Origin of the sequence: Pseudomonas sp. WS 5503 (genome assembly GCF_012985385.1) — a bacterium.
Classification (GTDB): Bacteria; Pseudomonadota; Gammaproteobacteria; order Pseudomonadales; family Pseudomonadaceae; genus Aquipseudomonas; species Aquipseudomonas paracarnis.
Genome location: NZ_JAAQWI010000023.1, coordinates 1 through 3,237, shown reverse-complemented (window position 1 = coordinate 3,237; position 3,237 = coordinate 1). Strand labels below are relative to the sequence as shown.

At 51.4% G+C, this 3,237-nt stretch carries 2 rRNA genes; both read right to left on the bottom strand.

The features are described 5' to 3' along the window. Positions 1 to 9: 9 nt before the first annotated feature. A 5S ribosomal RNA gene (gene rrf, locus HBO10_RS30955) occupies positions 10 to 125 on the bottom strand. Between the two features lie 156 nt (positions 126 to 281). Next, positions 282 to 3,173, bottom strand: a 23S ribosomal RNA gene (locus tag HBO10_RS30950). Positions 3,174 to 3,237: the final 64 nt, after the last annotated feature.

Below are 3,237 nucleotides of genomic sequence, written 5' to 3'. Positions count from 1 at the left end.
GGAATTTAATCTTGACGATGACCTACTCTCACATGGGGAAACCCCACACTACCATCGGCGATGCATCGTTTCACTGCTGAGTTCGGGATGGGATCAGGTGGTTCCAATGCTCTATGGTCGTCAAGAAATTCGGGTACTGAGTCGTGGCCAGCTGGCCTCGCTTCAGCAAATTGGGTATGTGATAGATCGTGGTGTTTTGTGAGCGTCGAACTTTCGGTTCATTGCGTCTTCACACACCGCAATCTGGTCTCTTTCGAGTTCGCAAATTGCTTGGGTGTTATATGGTCAAGCCTCACGGGCAATTAGTATTGGTTAGCTCAACGCCTCACAGCGCTTACACACCCAACCTATCAACGTCGTAGTCTTCGACGGCCCTTCAGGGAACTCAAGGTTCCAGTGAGATCTCATCTTGAGGCTAGTTTCCCGCTTAGATGCTTTCAGCGGTTATCTATTCCGAACATAGCTACCCGGCAATGCCACTGGCGTGACAACCGGAACACCAGAGGTTCGTCCACTCCGGTCCTCTCGTACTAGGAGCAGCCCCTCTCAAATCTCAAACGTCCACGGCAGATAGGGACCGAACTGTCTCACGACGTTCTAAACCCAGCTCGCGTACCACTTTAAATGGCGAACAGCCATACCCTTGGGACCGGCTTCAGCCCCAGGATGTGATGAGCCGACATCGAGGTGCCAAACACCGCCGTCGATATGAACTCTTGGGCGGTATCAGCCTGTTATCCCCGGAGTACCTTTTATCCGTTGAGCGATGGCCCTTCCATACAGAACCACCGGATCACTAAGACCTACTTTCGTACCTGCTCGACGTGTCTGTCTCGCAGTCAAGCGCGCTTTTGCCTTTATACTCTACGACCGATTTCCGACCGGTCTGAGCGCACCTTCGTACTCCTCCGTTACTCTTTAGGAGGAGACCGCCCCAGTCAAACTACCCACCATACACTGTCCTCGATCCGGATAACGGACCTGAGTTAGAACCTCAAAGTTGCCAGGGTGGTATTTCAAGGATGGCTCCACGCAGACTGGCGTCCACGCTTCAAAGCCTCCCACCTATCCTACACAAGCAAATTCAAAGTCCAGTGCAAAGCTATAGTAAAGGTTCACGGGGTCTTTCCGTCTAGCCGCGGATACACTGCATCTTCACAGCGATTTCAATTTCACTGAGTCTCGGGTGGAGACAGCGCCGCCATCGTTACGCCATTCGTGCAGGTCGGAACTTACCCGACAAGGAATTTCGCTACCTTAGGACCGTTATAGTTACGGCCGCCGTTTACCGGGGCTTCGATCAAGAGCTTCGCGTTAGCTAACCCCATCAATTAACCTTCCGGCACCGGGCAGGCGTCACACCCTATACGTCCACTTTCGTGTTTGCAGAGTGCTGTGTTTTTAATAAACAGTCGCAGCGGCCTGGTATCTTCGACCGGCATGAGCTTACGGAGCAAGTCCTTCACCCTCACCGGCGCACCTTCTCCCGAAGTTACGGTGCCATTTTGCCTAGTTCCTTCACCCGAGTTCTCTCAAGCGCCTTGGTATTCTCTACCCAACCACCTGTGTCGGTTTGGGGTACGGTTCCTGGTTACCTGAAGCTTAGAAGCTTTTCTTGGAAGCATGGCATCAACCACTTCGTTACCTGAAAGGTAACTCGTCATCAGCTCTCGGCCTTGAAATCCCGGATTTACCTAAGATTTCAGCCTACCACCTTAAACTTGGACAACCAACGCCAAGCTGGCCTAGCCTTCTCCGTCCCTCCATCGCAATAACCAGAAGTACAGGAATATTAACCTGTTTTCCATCGACTACGCTTTTCAGCCTCGCCTTAGGGACCGACTAACCCTGCGTCGATTAACGTTGCGCAGGAAACCTTGGTCTTTCGGCGTGGGTGTTTTTCACACCCATTATCGTTACTCATGTCAGCATTCGCACTTCTGATACCTCCAGCAAGCTTCTCAACTCACCTTCACAGGCTTACAGAACGCTCCTCTACCGCATCACTTACGTGATACCCGTAGCTTCGGTGTATGGTTTGAGCCCCGTTACATCTTCCGCGCAGGCCGACTCGACTAGTGAGCTATTACGCTTTCTTTAAAGGGTGGCTGCTTCTAAGCCAACCTCCTAGCTGTCTAAGCCTTCCCACATCGTTTCCCACTTAACCATAACTTTGGGACCTTAGCTGACGGTCTGGGTTGTTTCCCTTTTCACGACGGACGTTAGCACCCGCCGTGTGTCTCCCATGCTCGGCACTTGTAGGTATTCGGAGTTTGCATCGGTTTGGTAAGTCGGGATGACCCCCTAGCCGAAACAGTGCTCTACCCCCTACAGTGATACATGAGGCGCTACCTAAATAGCTTTCGAGGAGAACCAGCTATCTCCGAGCTTGATTAGCCTTTCACTCCGATCCACAGGTCATCCGCTAACTTTTCAACGGTAGTCGGTTCGGTCCTCCAGTTAGTGTTACCCAACCTTCAACCTGCCCATGGATAGATCGCCCGGTTTCGGGTCTATTCCCAGCGACTAGACGCCCTATTAAGACTCGCTTTCGCTACGCCTCCCCTATTCGGTTAAGCTCGCCACTGAAAATAAGTCGCTGACCCATTATACAAAAGGTACGCAGTCACCCAACAAAGTGGGCTCCCACTGCTTGTACGCATACGGTTTCAGGATCTATTTCACTCCCCTCTCCGGGGTTCTTTTCGCCTTTCCCTCACGGTACTAGTTCACTATCGGTCAGTCAGTAGTATTTAGCCTTGGAGGATGGTCCCCCCATATTCAGACAAAGTTTCTCGTGCTCCGTCCTACTCGATTTCATGACTAAGAGATTTTCGCGTACAGGGCTATCACCCACTATGGCCGCACTTTCCAGAGCGTTCCGCTAATCTCAAAGCCACTTAAGGGCTAGTCCCCGTTCGCTCGCCACTACTAAGGGAATCTCGGTTGATTTCTTTTCCTCAGGGTACTTAGATGTTTCAGTTCCCCTGGTTCGCTTCTTGCACCTATGTATTCAGTACAAGATAACCATCTTATGATGGCTGGGTTCCCCCATTCAGACATCTCCGGATCAAAGTCTGTTTGCCGACTCCCCGAAGCTTTTCGCAGGCTACCACGTCTTTCATCGCCTCTGACTGCCAAGGCATCCACCGTATGCGCTTCTTCACTTGACCATATAACCCCAAGCAATCTGGTTATACTGTGAAGACGACATTCGCCGAAAATTCGAATTTCTCA